This window comes from Cohnella zeiphila, assembly GCF_014212055.1.
GTDB lineage: Bacteria > Bacillota > Bacilli > Paenibacillales > Paenibacillaceae > Cohnella > Cohnella zeiphila.
Genome location: NZ_JACJVO010000032.1, coordinates 63,654 through 90,546, shown reverse-complemented (window position 1 = coordinate 90,546; position 26,893 = coordinate 63,654). Strand labels below are relative to the sequence as shown.

The 26,893-nt window shown below is 61.3% G+C and carries 17 protein-coding genes; 1 reads left to right on the top strand and 16 read right to left on the bottom strand.

What is annotated here, in order from left to right:
• Nucleotides 1-119 precede the first annotated feature (119 nt).
• The 4 genes from H7C18_RS24485 to H7C18_RS24470 all read right to left on the bottom strand — a co-directional run bounded on the left by H7C18_RS24485 (nucleotide 120) and on the right by H7C18_RS24470 (nucleotide 7,338).
• Nucleotides 120-4,979 (bottom strand): Ig-like domain-containing protein, encoded by a 4,860-nt coding sequence (locus tag H7C18_RS24485; RefSeq protein ID WP_273387907.1) that lies wholly within the window; start codon nucleotides 4,977-4,979, stop codon nucleotides 120-122.
• Between the two features lie 233 nt (nucleotides 4,980-5,212).
• On the bottom strand, nucleotides 5,213-5,893 hold the full coding sequence (locus tag H7C18_RS24480) for a DUF4166 domain-containing protein (RefSeq protein WP_185131738.1): 681 nt from the start codon (nucleotides 5,891-5,893) through the stop codon (nucleotides 5,213-5,215).
• A 39-nt stretch (nucleotides 5,894-5,932) separates the two neighbouring features.
• Nucleotides 5,933-6,853, bottom strand: a complete 921-nt coding sequence (locus H7C18_RS24475) for a DoxX-like family protein (RefSeq protein WP_185131737.1) — start codon at nucleotides 6,851-6,853, stop codon at nucleotides 5,933-5,935.
• A complete protein-coding gene (locus tag H7C18_RS24470; RefSeq protein WP_185131736.1) occupies nucleotides 6,850-7,338 on the bottom strand; it encodes a thiol-disulfide oxidoreductase DCC family protein in 489 nt (162 codons plus the stop codon). The genes H7C18_RS24475 and H7C18_RS24470 overlap by 4 nt, the downstream gene beginning before the upstream one ends.
• A 210-nt stretch (nucleotides 7,339-7,548) precedes the next feature.
• Here H7C18_RS24470 and H7C18_RS24465 point away from each other — a divergent pair, with 210 nt between their 5' ends.
• The gene (locus H7C18_RS24465) at nucleotides 7,549-8,463 is read left to right on the top strand and encodes a phosphotransferase (RefSeq protein ID WP_185131735.1); all 915 of its coding nucleotides are present in this window, start codon (nucleotides 7,549-7,551) and stop codon (nucleotides 8,461-8,463) included.
• A 16-nt stretch (nucleotides 8,464-8,479) separates the two neighbouring features.
• Here the strand turns inward: H7C18_RS24465 and H7C18_RS24460 are convergent, their stop codons facing one another.
• The 12 genes from H7C18_RS24460 to H7C18_RS24410 form a co-directional block, all read right to left on the bottom strand.
• Nucleotides 8,480-9,109 (bottom strand): response regulator, encoded by a 630-nt coding sequence (locus H7C18_RS24460; protein WP_185131734.1) that lies wholly within the window; start codon nucleotides 9,107-9,109, stop codon nucleotides 8,480-8,482.
• Nucleotides 9,110-9,124: 15 nt separating this feature from the next.
• Complete coding sequence (locus H7C18_RS24455) at nucleotides 9,125-10,447, bottom strand: sensor histidine kinase (RefSeq protein WP_185131733.1); 1,323 nt, start codon at nucleotides 10,445-10,447, stop codon at nucleotides 9,125-9,127.
• Between the two features lie 116 nt (nucleotides 10,448-10,563).
• Complete coding sequence (locus H7C18_RS24450; RefSeq protein ID WP_185131732.1) at nucleotides 10,564-13,170, bottom strand: winged helix-turn-helix domain-containing protein; 2,607 nt, start codon at nucleotides 13,168-13,170, stop codon at nucleotides 10,564-10,566.
• 29 nt (nucleotides 13,171-13,199) lie between these two features.
• On the bottom strand, nucleotides 13,200-15,731 hold the full coding sequence (locus H7C18_RS24445) for a winged helix-turn-helix domain-containing protein (RefSeq protein WP_185131731.1): 2,532 nt from the start codon (nucleotides 15,729-15,731) through the stop codon (nucleotides 13,200-13,202).
• Nucleotides 15,732-16,185: 454 nt separating this feature from the next.
• Complete coding sequence (locus tag H7C18_RS35595; RefSeq protein ID WP_273387901.1) at nucleotides 16,186-16,308, bottom strand: hypothetical protein; 123 nt, start codon at nucleotides 16,306-16,308, stop codon at nucleotides 16,186-16,188.
• Nucleotides 16,309-16,342: 34 nt separating this feature from the next.
• Entirely contained in the window at nucleotides 16,343-18,025 is a 1,683-nt protein-coding gene (locus H7C18_RS24440) for an extracellular solute-binding protein (RefSeq protein WP_185131730.1), read from the bottom strand.
• A gap of 58 nt (nucleotides 18,026-18,083) precedes the next feature.
• Nucleotides 18,084-19,013 (bottom strand): carbohydrate ABC transporter permease, encoded by a 930-nt coding sequence (locus tag H7C18_RS24435; RefSeq protein ID WP_185131729.1) that lies wholly within the window; start codon nucleotides 19,011-19,013, stop codon nucleotides 18,084-18,086.
• 46 nt (nucleotides 19,014-19,059) lie between these two features.
• Complete coding sequence (locus H7C18_RS24430; protein ID WP_185131728.1) at nucleotides 19,060-20,025, bottom strand: ABC transporter permease; 966 nt, start codon at nucleotides 20,023-20,025, stop codon at nucleotides 19,060-19,062.
• A gap of 135 nt (nucleotides 20,026-20,160) precedes the next feature.
• Entirely contained in the window at nucleotides 20,161-21,318 is a 1,158-nt protein-coding gene (locus H7C18_RS24425; protein ID WP_202887420.1) for a trans-sulfuration enzyme family protein, read from the bottom strand.
• A gap of 42 nt (nucleotides 21,319-21,360) precedes the next feature.
• A complete protein-coding gene (locus tag H7C18_RS24420; protein ID WP_185131727.1) occupies nucleotides 21,361-23,253 on the bottom strand; it encodes a heparinase II/III domain-containing protein in 1,893 nt (630 codons plus the stop codon).
• A gap of 141 nt (nucleotides 23,254-23,394) precedes the next feature.
• Entirely contained in the window at nucleotides 23,395-25,185 is a 1,791-nt protein-coding gene (locus H7C18_RS24415; protein WP_185131726.1) for a sensor histidine kinase, read from the bottom strand.
• An 86-nt stretch (nucleotides 25,186-25,271) separates the two neighbouring features.
• Nucleotides 25,272-26,870, bottom strand: a complete 1,599-nt coding sequence (locus H7C18_RS24410) for a helix-turn-helix domain-containing protein (RefSeq protein WP_185131725.1) — start codon at nucleotides 26,868-26,870, stop codon at nucleotides 25,272-25,274.
• Nucleotides 26,871-26,893: the final 23 nt, after the last annotated feature.

The window sequence follows — 26,893 nt, the reverse complement described above, 5'->3', positions numbered from 1 at the left end:
GGAGCCGATTGGCTTTGGCTGTCGGTTCCTCCGTACTTTTATTTTCTCCTTAACGCGCACATGTCCTGTATGCGCTGCAACAGCTTTCTCTCGCGATTCTCTAATCAGCATACGGACATTTATTGCGGCTGCTCGATTATTCTGATAATCAATACGGCCGCTTCCGCTCGCGTTACGGGTGCAAGGGGAGCAAATCGGTTCCCGTCAATGCCTTTCATCAGCCCGGCTTGCTGCACGAGCGCCGCCGCTTCTCTCGCCCACGCCGGAATGTCGTTCGCATCCGCGAAGATGAGCTCCGTCCCCTTTGCTTCCAGATGCAGCGCGCGCGCCGCGATCGCCGCCATTTCCGCCCGGCTCATCAAGTCGCCCGGCCGGAACGTCCCGTCCGCGAACCCTTGGATCAGCCCTTGCGCCATCGCTTCCGCAACGGACGATCGCGCCCACGCCGGAATGCTTGCCGCATCCGCGAATGCCGGTTGTTCCGAACTCCCGCTTGAGTCTCCGCTGCCGTTCAGCTTCAGCGCGCGGTTCAGCATCGCCGTAAATTCCACGCGCGACACCTGCTGATTCGGCCGGAAGCTGCCGTCCTGATACCCCGTCACGATTCCTTTGGCAACCGCCGCTTCGATCTCCGTCTCCGCCCAATGTCCGGATATATCGCCAAGATGAATGTCGGGTTCATCCGGTAGGGACGGCGGCGGAGTTTGCTCAGTCTGTTCGGCGACGGAGAGGACGGCGAACCCGGCAAATTGGTCCGTCTGGGCGGTAAAAACATCTCCCATCAGGCTGCCGTCTACCTCCGTCCACTGACCGGTTGGCTCATCGTAAGCGAACAGGGCGGCTTTATGGTCATCCCCGATCTTCGTAGATTCGAGTTTGATTTGCAGCGTCATCGGCAGTTGAAGCGGTTCTTCGATACTCTTGGATAGACGGAAGACCTTGCTTAGCCACTGCGCTCCGTCGGGCAAATGCAAATTGTCCGATTCAAGCATCTCTAACGTTAGTGAAAAGGGCTCGGCTGCCGCATGGGCCGGAACGGACACCTTCGCCTGATCGCCCAGATTCGCCGTGCAAATTCCGGCCCCGCAATAGACCGTCTGACGGGTGGCCGGCATCACAATCGGAGCGTTGTTCACGATCACCTTCACCCACGCCGTCTTGTTGTCCGGGTTGGTGGCTCCGTCCGGCGGCGTCAGCGACCCGGCGAACGTATATTCACCGGACCTCGTGCCGCTGTAGGCCGGATTGCCTCCGTCCCATGTAACCCTCGCTTGCTTCGTTTCCCCGCTGCTCAGCGTCACGTCTACTTTTGTCGGTAAACCAACGTCTTCCAGTTTCATGCCATATGGCACATGGATGTCCGACAATGCGGCCACCGAAGTTACGGTCGGTTCTTCTACGATGACATTAACAGTCGCCGTCTTGGCGTCCGGATTCGTCGAACCAGCGGGGGCGGTTATCGTACCCGCGAACATGTACGTACCAGGCTTGGTGCCATCGTATGACGGGGTGCCATCGTCCCATGTAATCTCCGCTTGCTTCGTTTCTCCGCTGCTCAGCGTTACGTCTACCGTCGTCGGCAAACCGGCGTCTTCCAGCTCCGTGCCGTATGGAACATGGATATCCGATAATGCGGCTACCGAAGTTATGATCGGTTCCTTAACGATGACATTGACTGTCGCCGTCTTGCCGTCCGGATTCGTTGAGTCTGCCGGGGCGATAAGCGTGCCCGTGAAGGTGTACGTGCCGGGCTTGGTGCCATCGTATGCCGGGGTGCCGCTGTCCCACGAGACAGCCGCCTTTCTCGTCTCCCCGCTGCTCAGCGTCACATCTACCGTCGTCAGTAAACCGGCGTCTTCCAGCTTCGTGCCATACGCAACATGGATGTCCGACAATGTGGCCACCGAAGTTACGGTCGGCTCCTCAACGATGACATTGACTGTCGCCGTCTTGCCGTCCGGATTCGTTGAGTCTGCCGGGGCGATAAGCGTGCCCGTGAAGGTGTACGTGCCGGGCTTGGTGCCATCGTATGCCGGGGTGCCATCGTCCCATGTAACCTCCGCTTGCTTCGTATCCCCGCTGCTCAGCGTTACATCTACCGTCGCCGGTAAACCGGCGTCTTCCAGTTCGGTGTCGTACGCGACGTGAATGTCCGAAAGGGTGGTTACCGAGGTCACGGTCGGTTCCTCTACGATGACATTAACGCTTGCCGTCTTGGCGTCCGGGTTCGCCGATCCTGTCGGAGCCGTTAGCGTACCCGTGAATGCGTATGTGCCCGGCGTCTCGCCGTCATAGGCCGGGGTGCCGCCGTCCCATAAAACTACCGCAGACTTCGTTTCCCCGCTGCTTAGCGTTACATCTACCGTCGCCGGTAAACCGGCGTCTTCCAGCTTCGTGCCATACGCGACATGGATGTCCGACATTGTAGCCACCGAAGTTACGGTCGGCTCCTCAACGATGACATTCACGCTCGCCGTCTTGGCGTCCGGGTTCGTCGATCCTGTTGGAGCCGTCAGCGTACCCGTGAATGCGTATGTGCCCGGCGTCTCGCCGTCATAGGCTGGAGTGCCGCCGTCCCACGAAACAGCCGCCTTTCTCGTCTCCCCGCTGCTCAGCGTCACATCTACCGTCGCCGGTAAACCGGCGTCTTCCAGTTCGGTGCCGTACGCGACATGAATGTCCGAAAGGGTGGTTACCGAGGTCACCGTCGGTTCCTCTACGATGACATTCACGCTCGCCGTCTTGGCGTCCGGGTTCGTCGATCCTGTTGGAGCCGTCAGCGTACCCGTGAATGCGTATGTGCCCGGCGTCTCGCCGTCATAGGCCGGAGTGCCGCCGTCCCACGCAATCTCCGCTTGCTTCGTGTCCCCGTTGCTCAGCATCACGTCTACTGTTTCCGGCAAACCGGCGTCTTCCAGTTCTGTGCCATACGCGACGTGAATGTCCGGCAATGCGGCCACTGAGGTCACCGTCGGTTCCTCTACGATAACATTAACCGTCGCCGTCTTGGCGTCCGGGTTCGTCGATCCCGTCGGAGCTGTCAGCGTACCCGTGAATGCGTATGTGCCCGGCGTCTCGCCGTCATAGGCTGGAGTGCCGCCGTCCCACGAAACTACCGCCTGCCTCGTCTCCCCGCTGCTCAGCGTCACGTCTACCGTCGCCGGCAAACCGGCGTCTTCCAGTTCGGTGCCGTACGCGACATGAATGTCCGAAAGGGTGGCTACCGAGGTCACGGTCGGTTCCTCCACGATGACATTCACGCTCGCCGTCTTACCGCCCGGGTTCGTTGACCCCGTCGGCGCCGTCACCGTGCCTGTGAACGCATACGTACCTGGCTTGGCGCCATCGTATGCCGGGGTGCCAGCGTTCCACGTAACCGCCGCCGCTTTCGTCTCCCCATTGCTCAGCGTCACATTGACGGTCCCCGGTAACCCGACACCTTCTAACTCCGTGCCATACGGAACATGAATGTCCGACAACGTGCCTACCGATGATACCGTCGGTTGGTCTACGATAACATTGACGCTGGCCGTCTTGCCATCCGGGTTCGCCGTGCCTGTAGGAGGCGTCAGCGAGCCTGTGAACACATAGGTTCCCGCCTTGGCTCCGTCGTAAGCCGGAGAGCCCCCATCCCACGTTACCGCCGCCGCCTCCGTTGCCCCATTGCTCAGAGTCACATTAACGCTCCCCGGCAACCCGACGTCTTCCAACTCCGTGCCATACGGAACATGAATGTCCGACAATGCGCCGACGGCCCCGATTTTGAATTCCTTCCAATGGGCGTAGAGCGTTGCGCCGCCCGTGCTCGTAATCGAAGGGATCGGAGTCGTATCCGTAAAAAGAACCCCGTCGGACGTATACCATCCGTCGAACTCATATCCCTCGGGGTTCGGAGTCGCCAAGCTCAACCCGGCTTCCTGCACTGTCGAGGCCAATACGTGCAGGGAAGACGGCGGCGTGCCGGGTGCGCCGTTCAAGTCGAACGTCAAGTCGTATGCATTGCCAGTGACAGTTATCCCTGATACTGTACTCTTGATCGTACCGGAATTAGCGACGGTCCCATCCCCTTTTATCGCCCCCTCCCCTTCAACCGTTCCTGAATTCGTAAAAAAAGCTCCGTCTGGTATGATTAATTGCTGCCCACTCTGAAGCACGATCGTACCGCTATTGCTCAAGGGTTCGAAAAGGGACCCTCCAGATCCGGTACCGATAGCGGAAATACCTGGAGTATTCCCCGTGGACGGTGTAACCGTTCCCCCCGTGATATTCACCGTTGCGCCGAATCCTCTGTAGCCGCCGCCAATTCCCGCGCCTCCACCGTTGCCTGTCGCATTTACCGTCCCGCCGTTGATGGTCACTGTTCCGCCGAGCCCGCCCGTGCCGCCGCCGATTCCCGCCCCCCCTCTATTGCTTGTCGCATTCACGATCCCGCCGTTGATAATTACCGTTCCGCAACTTCCTCCCGAACCTCCGCCTATTCCTGCTGCTCCTTGATCTCCTCCTACCGCAATTACCGTTCCGCTATTGATAATGATCGTTCCGGCGGTTTTATCTCTGTCCGACCCGATGCCGGCGCCTTGCAGACTGCCAGTTGCGTTCAATAGCCCATTGCCGGCCGTGTCTTCAATCGTCAAGGAAGAACCGGCATTCACCCCCAAACCGGGTGCTGCACCTAAGGGGGCAGCTGTAATGGACAATATGTGTCCGTTAAGATCCAGCGTCAAATTTTTGAGCACTGGCAAGTACAACGTATCTGAAGTCTGCGTAATATCGCCGCTTAATACGACAGTGTCGCCGCTCGGAGCATTCGCGAACGCGTCGGTCAGTTCCGCCCACGTCCCTGCCGTCCGTTCTGCCGCATAGGTCGGCCGGGGACCGATCGCGAAGACCCCTCCGAACAGGAGCAGGAAGCATAAACTCCCGAAGAGCCACCTTTTTCGGGACCAAACAAACGCCGACCGCCGCCCACCGTGATTCATAACCTTCTTCCTTTCTTGCAGAAAATAGAAATGAATGAATAGAGAGACATCCGTCTGAAAACTCAAATAAACCGGCGCCGCCGTCAGCCGCCATTTCCGCTGCTCCAGCATCCTGCCGAACCTATCAACCTATGTATCGTAATGCCTGCTATTATACAAAGGCGCCGCTTATGAAAAAACTCCCCCCTGTATAGACAAGGGGGAGAGCCTCGGTCGCGATTTTGTCCGTTCGCTTATTCGCGCCGCTCCTCCCGGAGCGGTCGAACGTCCGGCGGAATCGCAGCCTCACCCGCGGCAGGCACGATGAGGGCCTGAAACCGCCCGCTGTAGCGGAGAACCGTGCCGATGAGCGGATTGACGACATGGACGGAGATCCGGAACGCTTCGATGCGGTCGTCGTACCATTCGCAGACGTCGGCCGTGCCTGCGAACAGAGAGGGAAAGCGGAAGCTAAGGAAGCCCTCGTAGAAACGCTGGTCGCCGGAACGGATCCGGATGCCGCCGTTGCCGTCGGCGGCGATGTCGAGATCGACGGCGAGATGCTGCTTGGTGCCCAGATAATCGACGATTCGCCCCCGCTGCCGGCTGTAGATCATCGTAGCGTCGAACTTTCGCGCCGCGTTCGGGAAATCGAACGTCCGGCACCAGGTCACGGTCTCCCGGCCGAAGCGGTCGCGATAGGCGTAGTTGCGGATGGTAAAAGGAACGTCCCGGCCGCTCTGCGGAAGCAGAATGTGGCGGGAGGCGCCGACGCGGAGCGGGAGAGCGGCCAGCCCGGCATGCCAGACGCGGTCCATAACGCCGGCACCTACGGAGGCGACGCCGTCCTCGCTGCCGAAGCCGAATCGCTCTCGAATGCGAGGATGCAGCTTGCCGAAGTCTTGGCCGAGCGCTTGCTCGTAGATGGATGCCATGGATAACTCCTCCTGAACAGATGGGATGTGAAATGGGAACTAGCGCGCCCGGGGATGGCGCCGGCAGCGCCGGGCGCTCGGCAGGTCTCCGGCCGTCCAGGCAGCGACGAGGCCGAGACCCAGCATGGCGGCGCCGAGCGTCAGCGGACCGAACGGCTCGGACAGAAGCCCCGGCCGGGCGATCAGCGCGGCGCCCGTAAGCACGACGAGCAGCAGGCTTTGCAGCGCGTACGAACGCTTGTCGCGATGGCGCGCCAGGAGCAAGCCGGCCAGCGCGATCTCGGCGATGCCGAGCGCGGCGGTCCATGAACGTTCCGCGCCGGCCGGGAACCAGCCCGTCGCAGCGAGCAGCGCCGCGTCTCCGCTGTCCGGGAAGAGCAGCTTAGGGACAAGTCCTTGGCAGAACCAGAGCGACGCGAGCAGCAGCAAGCTTATGTAATGCACCAGCGCCAGCCGAATCGTCGCCGCCGGCGGAATCCGGCGCTCGAGCCAGATGCGCAGCGCGTCGAAGCTCCAGGCGGTGGCCCAGCCGAACAGCGGACGGAACAGCAGGCGGTCGAACAGGACGCCCGGCTCGCCGAAGCGGGTCCGGTAGTCATAGCGGGTGATAAACACGATGCCGTCCGCCTCCGGCTTGTATCGCCAGTAGCCGCCGCCTTCGCGGATGAGGGAGATCGGCTGCTCCGAGCCGAAGCGCAGCGTGGACAGCCGCTCCTCTCCCGGGCCGGCGGGATAGGACCGCGAGACGCCGGTGCCCGACACGCTGAGACCGAAGCCGATTCGGGTACGGTACAGGAACCGCTGCCGCGCTTCGCCGTCCCGGCGGGGCAAATATTCGATGTCGCTGAAGCGCAAGTCCCATTCGCGATGCAGCTTCGGCGACTGGGTGTGCATCCAAAGCGCCTCCATATTCGTGCGGATCGGCAGCTCTACATAAATCGGTTTTCCGGGGGCGATCATAGCCCTTCTCCCTCCTCTTTCTCGCCGTCCGTCAGCAGGCGGTTTCGCAGCATCGGGTGCGGCACCAGGCAAGCGTCCTCCTGCCGTCCGAACCAGCGCCGGCGGCGGGCGGCGATCGCGTCGTAAACCGCGTCCCGCCACCGCGGCGGCACCGCCTTCAGCGCATACAGCAGCCGCCAGCCGCGGGGAAGCCGCCGCAGAACCCGCAGCGCCGCTTCGGAGCGCGTATAGCAGCGGCCGCCCTCGATCAGCACGAAGCTGTCGGGCAGTGCCGCACCATCGCCGCTGCATTGTGCCGCAAGCCGCCCTCCCGCGCGGGATTGCAGCGAAGCGAAGCGGAAGCGGCCGCGAGGATCGCGCTTCGCGACGAAGCGGGCGATGCCGGCGCACAGCACGCATTCGCCGTCGATGAGCAGCACGAGCGGTTCGGCATCCCGGCTTGACGGCGAGCGGGTGTCCCGGCTGCCGAGGCGTTCGCTTTTCATGGCGTACCGGCTCCTTCTCTTTCTGGATGTCCTCAGTGTAGAATGCCGGCGCTCTCCCGTGCAGTCCTCACATTTGTAGGTCCGCGGCAAAAAGGGGTACTACGAAACGTAGTCCCCCTCGTCAAATTTTCGCGATTCCGGATATAATTAGGAAACAAACTTAATGAGGCAAGACGCTTTTCTAATTTTTGCAAGAGGTGATCCGCGGATATGGGAGGTTCCAACGAATGGGATGCGGAATGGGAAGTAACGGTAGATTTGGCGCAAGAGCTGATAAATAGTCAATTTCCACAGTTGGCTTCAAAAACGGTACAAAAACTGGGATATGGCTGGGATAACACGGTTTTCAAGGTCGGGGCCGAATATGTATTTCGCTTTCCCAGAAGAAGAGTCGCCATTCAATCATTAACGATAGAAGGCAAGATACTGCCGAAGCTTAAAGATTATCTTTCCATTGCATTCTCGATACCGCTTTTTTGGGGAGAAGGGACCTCTCGTTATCCCTCGCCCTTTTTAGGCTATCCCTATCTACACGGAGAGTTTCCGATCGGATTAACGGACGAGCAGCGTGCCTTATCCGCCATAACGCTTGCGCGATTTTTAAAAAAATTGCATGACTTCCCCGTGAAAATCGCCCAGGAAAATAGAGTCCGACAGGACCATAGAAATCTGACGGACATTGCAATGCGTAAAGCAAAGATGCAGGCATTCCTCTCCAAGCTTGCCCTTCATCTGAATGAAGAAGAACATCGGGCGATCTCGGATTACTTGGAACATCTCAGCATGGACAGAGTGAGACAAAGGTATGTACTCCTTCATGGCGACCTTCATTTTAAAAATATGCTGGTCGACGAGATCGGAAGGGTCTCGGGGATTATTGACTGGGGGGATATCCATCTAGGACACCCTGCGTGCGACTTGAACGTGGTTTATAGCTTCTTGCCTCCTCATGCTCGCTCCGACTTTTTCAAAGAATATGGCGATGCGGATGAAGAGACGAAGGTATTGGCTCGATTGATCGCCGTATATATTCCGATTTTGATATGGATGCAGGCCATGGACGAGAACGATGAGCGGTTGGTTGCGGAAGCGAAAGCGAACATATTCCGGGCTCTCGCCGATTAAGCAAGGCTGTATCGCGCTATTCCGAATCGATTCCCCTGCGCCGCACTTTGTCCACCGCCTGCTTGCTCGTCCGAACGCCCAGCTTTTTCAAGATTTTGCCGACCTGGTTTTTCAGCGTGCTCTCCGTCTTAAAAAGCTTGCGCTCGATCTCCGCCTGCGTATAGCCCGCTTCCAGATGCTCGAACACTTCGCGCTCGGCGGGCGTCAGCCCGCTCAATTGCTCCTCGCGCTTGAGCCGCGCGAACTCCTTCAGCAGGGCGTCCATCGGACCGGGCTGGCGGCAAGCGGCGCGAATGGCCTGCGGGATGTCCCGGAACCGGCTTTTCTCGATATAGTTGACGGCCCCGGCCGTGAACGCCCTCGTGATCGTGTGCTCATCGTTCATCGACGTCAGCATGATGACCCGCACCGGCCGAACGTCCAGCAGGTCGGCGGCGGCGCGAATGCCCTCCGACCCGCCTTCGGCAAGTTGAATGTCGACGAGCGCGACGTCGAAGTCGAGCGTCCGCGCCAGCCGGACCGCCTCATCCGCGGCCATGGCCGCGCCGACGACAAGCAGGTCGTCCTCGCCGTTCAAATAGCTGGTCATCGCCTTGATCCAATCCGAATCGTCCTCGACCAGCAAGATTCTGATGCGATCCTCCATGGACGAAGCCCCTTTCTAGTTCAAGATGACGGATATCGGAAAATAGAGCGTCGCCCGGGTGCCTTCGCCCGCCCGGCTGGTCAGCTCGACGGAGCCGCGGCTGGCCCGCATCACGTTGTAGACGTAAGACAGGCCGAGGCCGAAGTTGCCGGCCCCCTGCTTCGTACTGTAGAAGGGCTCGAATACCCGCCCGACGCGATCGGGCGGAATGCCCATGCCGTCGTCGTGAACCGACAGCGCGGCTCCGCGGCGGTCGCGCCGGACGGCCACCTCGATCGTTCCGCCGTTCGGCATGGCCTCGACGGCGTTCGCGAGCAGGTTGCCGATCGCTTCCCCGAGGTGGACGGGATCCGCCAGCAGCGTCGGCGTGGAGGCGAAGGCGAAGCGAACGGCGACATGCTGACGCTCCAGCCGTTCCCGCAGCCGGTCCGCCGCCTCCTCCGCAAGCCGGTCGAGCCGGCACGGCTCGGGACGCAGATCGATGCGCTTCGTCCGGCCGTGAATCCGCTCGGCCATCGCCAGCAGATGCCCGGAGGAGCGCGTAATGCGCTCGAGCTGCTCGTCCGCGTCGCTCCCGCCGTCCGGGTGCAGGGAACGCTTCACGTTTTCCGCGCTGATGGCGATCTTGCCGATCTCGTTCTTGATCGAGTGACTCAGCAGCTGCATGCCGAAGCCCGCCGACTCCATCGCCCGCTCCATCGGGTCGCGCTCCACTCGCAGCTTGAGACCGAGCACGCCGTATACGAACAGGAACAGAATGCCCGCGGCGAACGAGTAAAGGAAGAATAACGACACGTAGCGGAAGTAGTCGAACGACGGGTCGACCGGCTTAATGATATAGATGAAAAGCAGCACGGCCAGCAGGCTCGGGATCATGATCAGCGCGGTCACCAGCTTGCTGCGGCGCTTCGCGCGGTTGGGCTCGCGGACGACGCCGGCGGCGAGAAGCGCGCAGGAGCCGGCATAATAGGGAGCGGCCCAGACGAGCAGCCAGCCGTCATCGACGCGCATGCCGGGCGCCGCAAGGGCGAACGCCGCGGACGCGGCGGGCGGCAGCAGGAGCAGCGCCTCCCACAGCCGCAGACGCCCGGGACGACTTAGCGGCAGCTCCGCGTAGAGGATGGCAAACACCGCGACCGCGTACGGCGTCGCGATGAGATTGACGAGACGGACGATATTCTCCAGGCTCGTCCAGCCGGCTTCGCCGAACCGGTCGGCCAGCCCGCCGATGGCGGCGAAAAACAGGAAAACGGCCGCCCAGCGGTTGGCTTCACGGCCCGGACCCGCCGCCAGCAATACGGCTGCTGCCAGCAGCAGCGCAATGGTATAGGTGAGCATGCAATCCTCCCGGCATCGTCTCTATATGTTCCACTATACCAAATGCGCGGAAAAGAGGGCGAACCGATATGCTCGTTCCTTCGCAATTCCGCTCAAGCGGGCAGCCGTACGGCGCCTTACAGCTCCATCAGCGCTCCCTTCCAGATCGCCTCGGCTCGGCTTCCGGCTTCCAGCTTGCTGTAGATCCTTTTGATATGCGACTTCACCGTTCCGATGCCGATGCCGAGCTCGTCCGCGATCTCCTTGTTCGTGCGCCTGCCCACGATGAGCCTCAGCACCTCGCGCTCCTTCCTGGTCAGGCCGGGCGCCGGACCGGCAAAGCTGCCGCCCGTCCAATTCCAGCCAAAGCCGAGCAGCAGCTCCCGCACGTAACCGGGCGAGGGCCCGTCTCCCTCCTGCAGCCCCTCCCACGATTCGGCCAGCAGCGTCAGCAGTTCGGCCAGCGGCTGACCGGCGTCCAGCAGGGTGCGCCTGTAGCCGCGAAGCTCCGAAGCGTGCAGAACCGACCGAAGCAGCGGCAGCGCCTCGTCCGTACGTCCCGTCCGGCGAAGCAGGACCAGCTTCAGCACGGCCAATTCGATCTCGACCTGGAACCGGTCCGTCCGAATCGCCAGCTCCAGCAGCTTCTCCGCCAAACGCAGCGCCTCGTCATCCCTTCCTTGTGCCGCCGCCAAGCGGGCCAGGCACTGGTACCCGTACAGCTGCCGGTCGCCGACCGCGTCCCCGGGACGCAGCGAATACTGTCCGCGCCAGGCCAGCGCCGGACCCGCATGCCCTTCCTCCAGCGCCATCAAGGCCAGTTCCGCGTCGCAATAGACCAGCGAATCCGTCATGCCGTGCTCCGCAAGCTCCCGCCTCGCCTCCTGCAGCGTCTCCGTCGCCCGGACTCGTTCGCCGCGGAGTTTTTGAATGCGGAACTGCACCAGGCGGGCGGGCAGCAGCACGGCCATGCGGTCGGGATGCGCCGGGTCCCCCGACGCCAGCGCTTTGGCCGCGTACGACTCCGCTTCGTCCAGCTGGTTGAACTCGTATTGAAGCTCAGCCAAGCAAGCCAAAGGCACCGCGGCCGCGCCCGCTTCTTCCAAAGGGGCAAGGACGCTCCGGAGAAAAACGACCCGCTGCCTGCCGTCGGCAATACTCGAACCCGGGCGCCGCTCGCGGATGACCGACGGCAATCCGGCAAACCTTGGCTTTGCCGGGATCAGCCGGATGCCTGCGGGGGCGTATTGCCGGGACAGACGCAAGTTCAATTCAACCTGCCCGGGATCGTGCAGAACGTTAAGGGCAACGTACATTTTCAGAAAATAATAGCCGCCCCAAAACTCGTTCCGTTCCTCCTCCGTCCAGGCCGCCTGATGGTCCTCGTACCGGCTTCGCGCATCGCGCAGCATCTTCTCCGCCCGATCGTAGTCGGCTTCGCCGACCAGCACCGAATACACATACGAGAAATAAAGATAAGGATGCCTGCTCAAAATGGGTCCCGGAATCCGCGCGAACGCCTCGCTCCCCCATACCGTACCGACACCCGGCTTTATCGCGGGCATCCGGGTCAGAAGCTCGATCGCTTTCTCGTAATGCCCGCCGCTCAAATAGTCATCCAGGGCCTCCTCCGGAAGCTCCGCGCTCTCGCGCCACCGCCCCGCCCGCTCCAGAAGCTGCGGCGTCCGGTCCGGTTCGGTCCGCTGCAGAAGGCGGCGAAGAAACTCCGCGAACAGACGGTGGAAGCGAAACCAGCCTTTGCGATATTCCAATGGAACGACGAACAGCTGCGCCCGCTCCAATTCTCCCAGCAGCTCCCGGCTCCGATCGCTTCCGGCGACGGCCTCGCACAGAGGAGGGCAGAACGTCCGCAACACCGAGCATTCCAACAGAAAACGGCGAATGTCCTCGCTCTGGTGCAGCCAAACTTCCTCCAGCAAATACTGATCGATCAGCCGGGATGCGCTCGCGAAGCTCGGCAGAAGCTGCTCGGACGGCGCCGCGCCGCGCTGCGACAAGGCGGCCAGCTTCATGCCCGCGATCCAGCCTTCGGCCTGGGCTGCCCAGTCGCCCGCCTCGTCCTTCGACAGCTCCAGCTCCATGCAGTCCGAGTAGAACGCGATTCCTTCCTGCAGGCTGAAGCGCAGATCGTCCGCCCCTATGCGCGGCGCGGCGGCCCATTCGGCCGAGAACAGGGCAGGCTCGGAGCGGCCCGCCACGATCAGCCGGACATTCGCGGGCAGGTTCCCGATCCAATAGGAAAGGGAAGACAGCAGCGCTTCATGGCGGATCGCGTGGAAATCGTCCAGCACCAGCACAAGCTCTTCCCGCCATTGCCGCAGCTCGTCCAGCAGCCGATTCAAAGCCGTCTCGGAGCGGTCCGGCCCCATACGCACCGCGGCCTCGTCCGCCCGCTCTCCGAAGCCCGGACGAACCCGGCCGATCGCCCGGATCGCATGATGCCAGAATCGCGCCGGATCGTTGTCGCCCGGATCCAACGTAACCCATGCGGGGTCCGTTCCGGCCCATTCCGCCCAGTGCTGCAGCAGCGTGGTTTTGCCGAAGCCGGCCGGCGCGAAGAGGAGCAGCGCCCGCGTCTGCTCCTCCTTCAAATTCTGATGAATGCGGTGGATCAGCCGCTGCCGAATCAACGTGCTTGGCACGGCGGCGGGAATCGTCAGTTTGACGGCCGGAATCGGCGAACGGCTCGCCGAACGACCGTCCCTTTCTCCATTGGAGTTCATCGCGCGCCCTCCCCGAAGCGATGGTGGCTTTATGCCTCCAACTGCTCGCCGATCCGGATCGCCTCGCTCCTGCTTCCGATCCCGAGCTTGGCGTAGATTTGGTGCAGATGCGTCCGCACCGTTCCGTAGCCGATGCCGAGCTCGGCGGCCATTTCCTTGTTGCTTTTGCGCCCGGCGATCATCCGAAGAATCTCGAGCTCCTTGCGCGTCAGAATCAGCACCAGATCCGAGACCGTGCCCTCCTCCGCCGCCACGCTGCGCCCGAAGCCGGCCAGCAGGCCGCGCATGTAGCCCAAGGCGGGGGAATCGCCGATCGCCGGCCGGTCCCACGCGCGAATCGACAGCGCCAGCAGGTCCGCCATCGGTTCGCCGCCGTCGAGGAAGAGACGGACGTAGGACCGCGGCTCGGAGACGAGCAGCGCCTTCCGAAGCCGGTCGAGCGCTTCCTCCGTTCTCCCGGTCCGGTGCAGAAGCAGCAGCTCGGTCACGGCGATCTCGAGCGAGAGGTAGAGCAGGTTCGCCTCGTCCGCGATCTCCGTCAGCCGCCCGAGCAGCCGGAGCGCCTCCTCCTGCCGTCCAAGCCCCGCGTAGATTCGGGCCAGGTAATGATAAGAGTACAGCTGCTTTGCCGTAAAAGGCTGGTCGCCGTGCAGCCGGTACCGCTTCAGCCAGACCTCCGCCGGCTCGCGATCGCCTTGCTCCAGCGCCATCAGCGCCAGCTCCGCGTCGCAGTGAAGCAGCCCTGCCGCCACCTCAAGCCGGGCCAGTTCCTTGCGCGTCTCCCTCAGCGTCTCCTCCGCTTCCCGGTGCCGGCCCTTGGCCCGCTGAACGCCGCTCAGCACGAGCCGGGCGGCCAGCAGAATCTCCGGGATGGCGACGGGATCGCTGCGCACCGCCGTATTCAGGGCGTTCTCCGCCGTTTTCCACGCCTCGTCCAGTTCGTTGTAGCCGTACAGCGCCTCGGCCAGACACGTCCGCATCGAACAGCCCACTTCGCCGAGCGTCTGGGAGATGTATTTCAGAATGGCAAGGTTCGTCGTCCTTTCGACGAATTTGTTGGGCCGGATATATTTCCGGACGATCGACGGCAGCCCGGGGGTTCCGGACTGCGCGAAGATGAGCGGGATGCCGCTCGGCCAATACCGGGCGGACAGCTGCATATACCGCATCGCCTCGCCCATGTCGCCCAGCTCGATGGAGGTATGGATCATTTTGAAATAATAGAGGGCTCCCCGGAAGTCGCGCTTGTCCTCCTCCGTCCAGTCCTTCTCAAGCTCCCCGTATTGCCGCTCCGCGCTTGCCATCATCCGTTCCGCCTGCTCGTAACGGGCATCTACCATGTGCATGTGCACGCAGGAAAAATAAAGGATCGGGCGCTTCATCAGGAGCCGCTCGGGAATGCGCAGCAGCAGCGAACCGAGCCAAACCGGGCTGACGCGAACCCGCTTCGCCGTCATCGCTTCCAGCAGTCCGATCCCCCGTTCGTAGTGCCCGCTGGCCACGTAATATTCCAGCGCTTCCCGCTCCAGTCCTTCCCGCTCGCACCACCGGGCCGCCGTCTCCAGCAGCTGCGGGATGCGCTCGGGATCGTCGCGCTGCAGAAGGCGCTTCAAAAATTCGGCGAACAGCCGATGGAGCCGATACCCGCCCTGCCGCTCGTCCAGCGGAAACGTGAACAGCTGCCGGCGGCTCAGCTCCTCCAGCCGTTCCCGGCTTCGTTCGTCCCCGGCAACGGCCCGGCACAAGGAGCCGTCCAGCCGCTCCAGCACGGAGCAGTCCGTCAGAAAACGGCGCATCGGCTCGCTTAGCGATAGGAACGCTTCCTCCAGCAGGTACTGCTCCAGCCGCGGCGACAGGTCCGCAAATTCCGCCCGCCCGGCATCCGCCGGCAGCGTCAGCCGCATGGCCGCGATCCAGCCTTCCGTCCGCCGAACCCGCTCGCCGGCTTCCTCCTCCGACAGCCCCAAACGCATGGCGTCGTTGTAAAATTCGCAGCCCTCCTGCCGCGTGAAGCGCAAATCCGCCGGACCCAGGAGCGTCATCCGCTGACGGCTGATCAGCCGCGACGTCGGGAAAGCGGGCTCGCCGCGCCCCGCGGCCACGAGATGAACGGAAGCCGGCAAATATTCGATTAAATAGGCGAAAGAAGCGAGAAGCCGCTCATCCCGAATGTGGTGGAAGTCGTCCAGCACCAGCGCCAGCGGCCCGTCGTCCAGCCGCTCCAGCTCGTGAACGAGCAGAGCCGCAGCCTCGTCGGAGCTCAGCCCCATGACGATGCCTCCGGCCCGCCGCGCAAACCCCGGAACAGCCTCATCGATGGCACGGAGGACCGCTTGCCAGAAGGGCAGGGGATCGTTATCCTCGGGACCGAGGGTCAGCCACGCCAGCTTCGTCCGGACGCGCCGGGCCCAGTCCGCGAGCAGCGCCGTCTTGCCATAGCCCGCAGGCGCGCACAAATACGTGACGGCCCCTGACGTTCCTTGCTCGATCCGCTCGATCAGCCGCCATCGCGTGACCCTGTTCTCCGGCAGCTCCGGTATGCGCAGCTTGTCCCTCAACATCGGAAACGACTCCTCTCGCTTTTCTATGAATAACGCCGGTCGCTAACGAATTCACACGTTCTTATTGGATGAAAAAGAGGGAGGTTTGCGTTCTAATGAATCGAAAGAGGCTTATTTGCCTGTTGGATCTGATAAACGGCCCCCATCTGCCCCCATAAGGTTTCTCAGATTCGTTACGTTTGGCCGATCCTTGGTTTGGCCGGAATAGCGCCGCTGGAATTCGTTAACGTTTTGCGCTCGCTCCTCGGCGGCCGCTGTCAGGCGCCTATGCTTGGAAAAGCGCTATTTTCCCTGTCACTTATCATACATATTGTACCAGAATTCGACAAAGAGCTGGGTGACGAATCGCCGACAAACGAAAAAAGACCCCAGCACGCTCCAGTGCCTGAGTCCCGTTCGTATAATCTAGCAGGGATCCCTCGAAAATCGGCAGATGCCCGTGGCGTGCCGAGCGTTAATCCCCTCCGCGGGAATCTCCGCCCTCCTGGTAGGCGATAGGCTGCAGTCGCTTGGCCGACTCCTCGACCGACCGGCCGACGGCGTCCCAATTGTCGATTTCCATGAAAGGACGAAGCATCGAGAGTTCCTCCCCTCCCGGAAGCTCCGGGCTCCTACGGCTGATAGCCGATTTTGTTGTAGGCGTCCGTCAGTTCCTGGTCGTACTTCTCGCCGCCGAGCTTTTTCCAGCCCTCGATCATCGCGTTATACTCCTTCTCGGGATCGTCGGTCACGATAATCTTCGTGATCGACTCGTTGATGAATTTCTTGATCGTCTCCTGATTTTTTTGCGCGAACGGACGCGGATCGGTCAGGACGACGGTCGGCGGATCCGGCGTATATTGGGCGAAGATGGAATCGTATTTGGTCGTAACGGCGACGTAGTAATCCGCGTCGAACAGCTTCGCGTTCTCGGCGGCGACCTTCAACTTCTCCGGCGAGTCCAGCGGCTGGCCCTGCTGAATGATCTCAAGGTCTCCCGAAGCGGTATACCAGTCGATCTCCTTCTTGTTCTTCTCCGGATCGATCACCTGGCGCGTCCCGTCGGCATTGACCTTGTAGTGAACGCCCTCGATGCCGGATTGCAGCGTCAGGATGTTGGCCGGATCGGCCATCCAGTTCAAGTATTTGACGGCGGCGGTCGCCTGCTCCTCCTTGCTGGCCTTCGGAATCATGATCAGCATGCCGAAGTCCGGCGCCCCTCCGGCGTATTGATTGCCGTCGGCCGTCTTAAGGGGATCGATCGGCATCCATCGGGCATCCGGAACCGCCTGCCGCGTGGAGTCGGTCAGAACCCAGCCGTTGTCGTTGTCCTCCAGGAAGCCGGCTACGCCTTGCGCCACGTATTGGTTGAACTGCTGCTTGTTGACGTCGGTGCCGAATTCCTTCGGAATGAGCCCTTCCTTGTACAGCTTGTTCAGGAACTTGAACATCTCCAGCGCGTTCGGCGTCGCGATGTTGGAGGTGAATTTGCCGTCCTGCCAGAGGCCGCCGAACATGTCGGTGCCGTTGCCCATCAGCTGCGGGTTGAGGCCGAACGCGCCGGAGAGCGAGTACAGGAACGCTTTGCCGATCGCCGGGAACGCATAAGGGACCACCTTGTCTTTGCCGACGCCTCCGGGGTCCTTCTCCTTGAACGCCTTCAAGACGTCATACAGCTCGTCTGTCGTCGTCGGCGCCTTCATGCCGAGCTTGTCGAGCCAGTCCTGGCGGATCTTCATCGCCGGTCCGACATGCGGATTGGCGCGCAGCGCCGGAATGGCGAACCGCTTGCCTTCGTACGTGCCCGCTTCGTCCAGCGCTTTCTGGTTGTTCTTCTGAATCTGCGGTCCGTATTGGGACAGAAAATCGTCCAACTGCCAGATGCCGCCCTGCTCCGCATATTTGAACAGCGTATTCGTGTCGTAGGTGAAAATGATGTCCGGCGCTTCTCCGGAAGCGAGCCATACGTTCAGCTTATCCTCCGCTTCGGCGCGGGGAACGGCCACGTACTCCAGGTCGATGCCGAGGGGCTTCACCTGTTCCTTCGCCCACTGCATCAGCGGCGCCTCCGTCAGCTTCATGCCTTCCGGCGCATTGCCGCGGTCGTAGATCATGACGCGCAGCTTCGTCAATTTGGCCGGCGTGCCCGCTGCCGGCGTGCCCGCCGCCTGCGAGCTGCCGCCCGCAGGCGCGGAACCGCCGCTTCCCTGGCTGTCGACATTGTCGTTCTTGGAGCTTGAGCAGCCTGCCGCAAGCAGCACGAAGGCAAGGATGAGGGCAAATCTGAATGCGATACCGGTTTTCCGTTTGAGCACCGTGAATTCCTCCCCCAATCATTCATGTTCTCTCGTTTCCCGCATGTCCCGCAGGCCGTCACCCTTTGACGGAGCCGAGGAACGAGCCCTTGACGAAATATTTCTGCAGGAACGGATAGACGACCAGAATCGGCGCCGTCGCGAAAACGGCCGTAGCCGCCTTAAGCGACTCCTCGATCACCTGCAGCTTGCCCTGCTGCTGCATCACCTCCAGCGAAGTGTCCATCTGCGAGAGCAGCAGGATGTTGCGCAGCCGAACCTGGAGCGTGTACAAGTCGGGGTCGTCGATCATGATCACCGCCCCCATGTAGCTGTTCCAGTGCCCCACCGCATAGAACAGGCCGATCGTCGCCATTACGGCGCCGGACAGAGGGAGCACGATGCGCGCCAAATAACGGATATTGCCGCAGCCGTCCATCAGCGCCGCGTCGCGCAGCTCCTCGGGCATGTTCTGGAAGAACGATTTCATGATGATGACGTTGAAGGCGCTGATCGCGCCGGGAATCATGATCGCCCACAGCGTGTTGAGCAGGCCCAGCTCCTTGTTCAGCAGATAGCTCGGAATGAGGCCGCCGCCGAACATCATCGTGAAGATCATGTAGTTCATGAAATATTTGCGTCCCGCCAGGTCCCTCCTCGAGAGCGGATACGCCGTCAGGATCGTCAACGCCATGTTGATCGCCGTGCCGACGACCGTCACGTAAATGGTGACGAACATGCTGCGGATGACGTTGTCGTCCCAGAAGACCGACTTCATGGCGTCGAGCTGGAAGTCGACCGGCCAGAGCGTAACCTTGCCGGATTGGATGGCGTGGCTGCTGCTGAACGCGTTGGCGATCGTGTTGACGAACGGAAAAATGCAGAGGAACGCGATGAGGCCGATGATCAGATAGTTGAAAATGTGAAAGCCTGCGTCCCACCCGGAATATCGTCGCCGCCTGCTGCGGTATCGCGGCCCGACGGCCGCCGCGTCCGTACGCTCGGACATAGGCTCCTCCCTCCTTCGCTGCCGATCGGGAATCCGCTCGGCTTCGTTACCAGATCCCTTCGCGCCCCATCCGGTTCGCCGCATAGTTGGCCCCGACGACCAGCGCCAGATTGACCGCCGACTGAAGCAGGCCGATCGCCGTCGTCAGCCCGAAGCCGCCCTGCCGGATGCCGAGATCGTAGATGTAGGTGCTGAGCACGTCCGCCACGTCCATGACGAGCGGATTCATCAGCGCGTAAGGCTGCTCGAAGCCGATCGACACCATGTGGCCGACGTTCAGGATGAGAAGTACGACGACCGTGGGCATGATTCCCGGAAGAGTGATATGAATGATTTTCTTCCAGCGGCCGGCCCCGTCGATCGACGCCGACTCGTACAAATGGGGATCGAGCGTCGTCATCGCCGCCAAGTAGATGATCGTTCCCCAGCCGGCGCCGGCCCAGATGCCGGAGCCGATAAAGACGGTAACCCACCAGGCGTTCTCGCCCATGAAATAGATCGGCTGAAGCCCGATCGCTTGCAGAAGTTGGTTGACGATGCCGTACTTCGGCGAGAGCAGCGCGTAGATCATGCCGCCCATGAGCACCCAGGACATGAAGTGCGGCAGGTACAGCAGCGATTGGGTCACCCGCTTGAAATACTTGCTGCGCACTTCGTTCAGCAGAATGGCCAGAACGATCGGCGCCGGAAATCCGAAGATCAGGCCGAGCACGTTCAGCATGAGCGTGTTTCGTATAATTTTGTAGAGGTCGGGAAGATGAACCATTTCCTTGAAATAAGCGAAGTGGTTCCAGGGGCTTTTGAGCACGCCTTGAAAGATGTTGTAGTCCTTGAAGGCGATCAGCAGCCCGAACATCGGAATGTAGCAGAAAATAAAGAAGTAGACGAGCCCCGGCGTCAGGCAGAGATACAAGTCGAGGTTTTTGCGGATTCTTTTCCGCAGGGTGCTTGGAGTCGCGCCGATATCCGCGTCATAGGGAAGAGCGAGACCCTTCTTCGTCTGCGCTTCCATCCGCTCCCCCCTTTCCGATATGGGATGCTTTCAGTTTACCTGGGAATGAAAGCGTTTCACATGTCGCATTTTTTACTTTTTATTCGTTTTCTTGACCTTGCATGGGCACTTTGCAGCCGGGGCAGGATCCTGCGGCTACAATCGCTTCATGGAGGCGAGCGCCTGGTCGAGATCCTCCAGCAGAGAATCGGGGTTCTCCAAGCCGATGGAGATGCGCAGCAGCCCCTGCGGGATGCCGGTGCGCCGCGAAGCCTCCTCGTCCAGCCACAGGCCGGGCGAGTTGATCAGGCTCTCGAAGCCGCCCCAGCTCGGCCCCTCCTCGAACAGGCGCAGCGATTTGACGAAGCCGGCGATCTGCTCGCGGCTCCCTCCGGGAACGAAGCTGAGCAGGCCGGAATAGCCGCTCATCTGACGGCGCCCGAGCTCGTACTGCGGATGGCTCGGCAGCCCCGGATAAAGCACCCGCTCCACCTGCGGATGCGCTTCCAGAAACGAAGCGACGCGCAGCGCGCTCTCCTGGTGCCGGCGCATTCGCACGGGCAGGGTGCGGAGGCCGCGAATCAGCAGCCACGCCTGATGAGGGTCCATCGACGCGCCGAACAGGCCCCGCTCGCGATGGGTCACCTGCTCCATCCGCTCCTTGCTGCCGACCATGACGCCGGCGAGGATGTCGCTGTGGCCGCCCATATATTTGGACGCCGAATGAACGACGATGTCGATGCCGCAGGCGATCGGGTTCTGATACAGCGGCGTCGCCCACGTGTTGTCGACGATCGTCGCGATCCCCTTCGACCTTGCCAATTCCGCGACCGCCCGCAAATCCTGCAGCGTGAACACGTTCGAGAGCGGCGTCTCCAGATAGATCGCCTTCGTGTTTGGCCGCAGCGCCCGCTCGAACTCCTCGACTTTTTCACCTGATACGAAGGTTGTCTCGACCCCGAACTTCGTCATATAGCTATCCAGAAAACCCTTCGTCGGCGGATACACGTTCAGCGGACAGACGATATGGCAGTCCTTCTCCATGACGCTCATCAGCGCCGCCGAGATCGCCGCCATGCCGGACGAGAAGCAGCGCGCCTCCTCGGCTTCCTCCAGCGCGGCGATCTTCTTCTCGGCGATTTCCGTCGTCGGATTGGACATGCGGGTGTAGCTGTAGCCGTGGTTGACCGTCTTGCGGGTGAACAGCGAATTTTGGAAAATCGGAGGAACGATCGCGCCCAAGTAACGGTCGTAATCGTCGCCCAGGTGAGCGCAAATGTCCTCTTTGCTCATGCCTTTGCGCGTTTCGTCCATGAAGGGCTCCTCCCCGGTCTCCGGCCGCCGCGCGGCGGAGCGCTACTTCGTCTCCTCCCAGCGGTACTCCGCCTGGAAAGCGGCGGAAGCGGCCGTTCGGCGAACCATCACGCCCCAGCGGACATGATCGAGCCGATGCTCGTAGCCTTTGAAAATGTAGACGCTTGTGCCGGGACAGCCTTTCATGCGGAGCGTCACTTTTTTGTCCCGCAGCGTCCAGATGACCTCCCAGTCGCCGTCCGCGTCGCAGCAGGCCGTTTCCAGCATCAGCTGGTAGCCGTCCTCGCTGCCGGGACGATCGCAAGGCGCGAACGGCAGCTCGGAGCTCAGCTCGCCCGTGCAATGGAAAAACCAATCGATCGTATGAGCCGCGGCCTCCGTCCCCTCGACCGGCTTCACCTCGAACCGATCCTCCAGCCGATTCGGATGGAGCCGCATGCTGCGGGCGAAGCCATAGCCGGGATAGATCTCGTCGGCAGCCACGCTTATGGCGCCACCTTCCCCGTCGAACGCGACCATGCGTCCCCGGGGACGGTTCGGCTGCGTCTGCTTATCGATCATGACGGAATTGTGGGCAATCGTCTTGCGCTGCCATTCGCGGAACAGCTCGGAGCCGTAGCCGCTGTTGGAGATGTCGCGCGACAGCACCTGATCCTTGAAGAACAGCTCGAAGTTCATCAGGTCGGCATGGGAATGCCCGCGCATCGTGAAGCCGTACTTCAGGAACAGCTCCGCCTCGCCGCTGCGCAGCAGGGCGAAAAAAACGTCCGGATCGTACCTCGACCTGCCGTCCGGAAGCCCGCTGTCCGGCGGCAAGCCGTCGAACCGCTCATTTTCCCAATCGCGGCCGAACAGCAGCCGAGCCACGCCGCCGATGTTGGCCCCGGGCAGCGACTCGTCCGCCTTGTCGTAGCTGAGCGACAGCGCGTAGCGGAAGGCCGGCTCATCGTGCAAATTGCGAGTCCACTCGTACAACTGGGCGTAATTGCCGAATCGGAGCAGCGGCCAGCCGTCGTTCGGATTCGGGAACTCGCCGTTGGTGAACGCGTATTGGACGGGATAGCGGTACATGCGAAGCAGCCCGTCCTCCATCATCGGGAAGTCGTAGCCGTAAATTCGGCAGAAGGCGAGATAATACGTTAATCCTTCCGCGCAGTAGAAATGATAGTGCATGGACGCCTCGTACCAGAAGCCTTCCGGCAGCAGGCCTTCCTCCAGCCGCTTCTGGATGCCGTGCTCGCCTTCCGCGGCGCGTTCGCACCAGATCCGCTCGTCGAAGAACAGGCCCGTCATGCCGGCCGCCGCCTTCATCCAGCAGATGATGTTCGGCGTGACGCCGACCTTCTCGATCAGGAACGCGGCTTCGGGAAGGAAGAAGCGGTTCTTGTACGTCTCCAGCTCCGCCGCGGAGAACTCTTCCTTTACCAGCTCCATCCCGTTGAGCAGCCAGATGACGGCGACGCCGTCGGTCAGGTCGCAGCCGGTGAAGCGGCCCTCCTGATTCGGAGGCGTGCGCACCTCGAACTGGCCGTAATGGTCGCACAGGAAGGCGAGCACCTGGCGGATGTACGCCATATATTTCGCCTCGCCGTACAGCTTGTACAGCACCGCCGCGTTGAACACCTGGCTGCAGGCCGACGTTCGGTACAGGTACGTCCAGGCGTCGTCCGCCTCTTGGGCGACCCGCAGCTCGCCGCAGCCGCTGCAGCGGTGCTCGCCGGGCTTGCCCGGGTCGAAGATCAGCGCCGCGAAGCAGCGGTCGCAAAAATAATGATGGCCCCAGCCGGCGACGCGCGTCGCGTCGTCCGCGTAATGGGCCACCCACCAGTCGGTATCCGGCTTGAACCGGTCGACGATCTTTCTCGCCCAGTCGAAGCGCCCGAGCTTATCGCGCACCGCCTGCCAGTCCTCCACCATCCGCATCGTGCCGTTCATGGCGTTCCTCCTCCTCGTCGTTCGCGTTGTCGGATCGCGGTCTCCTTCCTCCTCTTCTTCGCTTCTCCATTGTCACCGGATCCGCAAGCGCTTTCCATGGTGGATTTTTGCGGTTATATTCGTTTTTTTGCTCAGCGGTCCTCATTCTTCGTCGCGATCGAGCCGGACGGCCGGCAGCCGGACGCGGATAGTCGTCCCTTCCCCCGGAACGCTGGAGATCGACAGCCCATAGCTGTCCCCGTACAGAATGCCGATCCGCTTGTGCACGCTGATGATGCCGACGTTCGTATGCTTGTTTTTCCGGTCCCCGTTGCCGTAGCGCTCGGGCCGGAGCAGCCGGTCGACCGTCTCCGCGTCCATGCCGACGCCGTTGTCGGCCACCTCCAGCAGCAGATCGCCGTTCTCCTCCCGGCAGGCAACGCGAATGACCGCTTGCCCCGGCTTTTCCTCGATGCCGTGCACGATGGCATTTTCCACGAGCGGCTGCAGCAGGAACTTCGGCACCCGGCAGTCGGTCAAGCGATCATCCAACTCGTAAACGAGCCGGATGCGGTCGCCGTACATGATCTGGTGAATCGACAAGTAGTCGCGGATGAAGCTAAGCTCCTCCTCGAGCGGCACCGTGTCGCCCTTCCGGCCGATGCTCTCGCGAAGCAGCCTGCCCAGCAGATAGACCATCTCGCCGATTTCATCCTCGCCCTTGATCTTCGCCATGCTGTAGATCGATTCCAGCGTGTTGTACAGAAAATGCGGGTTCATCTGCGCCTGCAGCGCCTTGTACTCGAATTGCAGCGTCCGGTATTCGGCCTTCTGCTTGAGCATTTTCTCGCGGTAGACCGAGTGGAACAGATCGTTGAGCTTCTCCGCCATGGAGTTGAATCGGGCCGTCAGCATGCCGACTTCGTCGCGGCTTCGGGGCACGATGGCGTGATGGTGGAAGCCGAGCGAGAAGTTGGACATGCTCTTGAGCAGGAGGCGGATGCTCTCGGTGATGTTCTTGGAGATGAAGGCGGCCATGAGAAAAGCGAACAGCAGCGCGATCAGAAGGGTGCTGATCGACGTGTATTTGATGCTCTCCGTCCCCCGGGTCAGCCGGCCGACGTCGATGATCTGCACGATTTTCCACTTGTCGTAGGTGGTGGAGAGAACGCTCGACAGGTACCGTCTGCCGCCGAATCGAAAATCGCTCTTGCCGGTATCGGACAGGTACAGCTTCCGGTCCAAATAATCCTTCGCCGCCCCGTTCACCGCCTCGCCGGGCACGAACAGCCGGTTGTCTTCGTTCAAGATCAGAAGGTCGCCGTCCATCAGGTTGTGCACGCCCGTTACGATCGAGTCGATGTAGCCGCTCTCGAGCCCGATGCCGATGATGCCGACGTATTTGTTCGTCTCGATGTCGTACAGCGCCCGCGCCATGTACAGCGTATCGTTGTCGCCGCGGAACCAGAGCGCCCTCCCCCGCTTCTCGCGGATCCGATCCGGGTCCAGCCGGTCCATCAGCTCCCGGTTGTAGTTCAGGACCGCCTTGCGCTGAATGGAATACTGCTTGCCGCTGCCGTCGATGATGAAGACCGACAGATAATAGTCCTCGTTGAACAGCAGGTCGTTCAGAAAATCGTTGATGAACGTATCGCGGAAATAAACGTCCGCTTCCTTGGCGGGCTCCTCGCTCAGCTTCTCGCTGAGGCTGGAATTGCGGAACGTCTGAAAAGCCATTTGCTCGACGTCGGTCGTACGCTTGTCCAGGTTGATGCCGATCTGGGTGATCAAATATTGCGAGAATTCGGCGGAGTTCCGCTTGATTGCGCCGACCGAAACCCAGTAATTGACGCCGCTGATCGTCAGCACCGTGACCACGATGATGACGGTGAACGACAGCAGAAATTTCGTCCTCAGCTTGGCATCTGCGAAAAACCTTCTCCATCTGCGCATGGCATCACCGCGACCTTTGGCTAAGGATGCTAACTGTAAACGCTACCATTTTTCTGAAAATGGAAGATGTGCTGCGGCTCGTTCTCTTAGTAGGAGTCCTTGCTTCGGTTTTTGTATTCCTTCGGGGACATGCCTTCGATTTTTTTGAACACCTGATAGAAGTAGGAGTATTCCTTGTAGCCGACCTTCTCGCCGACCTCGTTCACCTTGTGGCGCGGATCGCGGAGCAGCCGCTTGGCCGCCTCTATTCTCGCCTTCGCCACCAGATCGACGAAGTTGATGCCGGTCTCCGTCCGCAGCAGCCGGCTCAAGTAGCTCGGGCTGAGGCCGAACCGGTCGGCAACGCCGGTTAGACTTATATTCTCGGCGAAATGGCCGTTGATATAGTCGATCGACTTCTTGACGACGAGGCTATATTCCTTCTCGCCGCCCTCCAATTTATCCTTTACGTTCCGGATAAAAGCAGCCAGATGCTCGTAAGCCTGCCGAATATCCTGCAGTCTGTAAACGTCCGCCAGCACTTCGTCGATGCTTCGGTCGAGGCTGAACTCGTCGCCGGTCACCCGGTAATAATAGCGGGCCGTCGCGAGGCACACGTCGGAGAGCAGCCCTTTGGCCACCAGAATATTGCCTTCGCTGTAGGCCCGGATATGCTCGAGAATCTGATTCAGATGGCCGACGATCTCGTCGCTCGTGGCCTGCTCCAGCATTTGATTGAACTGCTCCAGATCGCGGAGGATGGAGAAGCGGCCATTCTCGCCGACCGGCTCCGCAGGCTCCGGGAACAGCACCGGCTCCTCCGTCCGGAAGAAGCTCGCATCCATCAGCGCGGACGCTTCGGCGTATGCCTCGCGCAGCTCCTGCAGCCGCCGGTAGTCCGGGCTGACCGCGATACAGATCATCAGTCCGTGCTTCTGACGGACCCGTTCGATGAAGTCGTGGCAGAAGCTCTGCAGCTTCATTTTCAGCTCGCGCGGGGGAAGCGGCTTCGGGAACAGACAGGCCAGCACGAGATCGTCGTAGCGGTACGAGTCGACAATCTCGAAGTCCCGCCGCTCCGCCGCGTCCTGCGCCATCTCCGTTAAGTCGCCGTGCAGCTTCGGGTAGATGCTGAGGCTGTCCGCGCCCTGAACGGCCGCCGGCGTCCGCTTCGAGCGGACGATCAGCACGACGCAGCGGTTCCAGATTAGGCCAAGGGCGGAGGCCTTCTCTGTCAGCGCATGTTCCTGCGGCGCGCTGCCGCCGATCAGCTCCGTCACGAATTGGCTGCGCAATGAGGGCAGCCGCTGCGACAGCTCCGACTGCGCGTCGTCCAGCTCTCGGACGGCCAGTCCGATCACCCGCTGCAGCTCGTCGTTGCGCACCGGCTTGACGACGATGTCGCAGACCCCGAGCCGAACCGCCTGTTTGGCGAATTCGAATTCCTGGTAGCCCGTAATGAGGATCGTCTTCGACCTCGGAAGCGTCCGGTGCATGCATTCGGCCAGATCAAGGCCGCTGAGGCCCGGCATCTTGATGTCCGTAATCAGAATGTCCGGCTGCTTGTCGAGGATGACCCTCTTGCCCTCAATCCCGTCCGCAGCCTGTCCCACCACGGTGCAGTTGAGACGGTTCCAGTCGACGGTCTGAACGATGGATCGCAGAATGAGCGGCTTGTCGTCAACGACCACGACAGTCTTCTTCATACCATCAACCTCCCCGCAGCTTT